The organism is Xenorhabdus santafensis (assembly GCF_033949405.1).
GTDB lineage: Bacteria > Pseudomonadota > Gammaproteobacteria > Enterobacterales > Enterobacteriaceae > Xenorhabdus > Xenorhabdus santafensis.
Genome location: NZ_VCDN01000542.1, coordinates 1 through 303, shown reverse-complemented (window position 1 = coordinate 303; position 303 = coordinate 1). Strand labels below are relative to the sequence as shown.

At 34.0% G+C, this 303-nt stretch carries 1 protein-coding gene; it reads left to right on the top strand.

Annotated features, from left to right (window positions below; translation table 11 throughout):
• Positions 1–73: 73 nt before the first annotated feature.
• Positions 74–303, top strand: a 230-nt coding sequence (locus FE392_RS23340) for a YfhJ family protein (protein WP_319932047.1), incomplete at its 3' end; no start/stop codon positions are given.

Sequence of the window (303 nt, the reverse complement as noted above, 5' to 3'; positions counted from 1 at the left end):
TTATAGAATGTGCAAAATTGAAGAAACTATCCTTTAGAAATGAAGGGATAAATAGGTAAAAGGAGATTATAATATGAATGATATTTATGAAGCATTAACGAAAGAATTATTAGATAAGAATGACAAGCTTTCTTACGGACAAGCTCGTGCGTGGGTTGAATTACTTTGGGAAGATTTTCAAACAACTTATGCGAAATCAGGTCGTTATCAAGGTGAGGAAATGACTGAGCAAGTGGTACGATCATGGATTAATAATCATGGTGTACGCCTTCATGAAATGCGTACAAATAATCCGAAGTATAG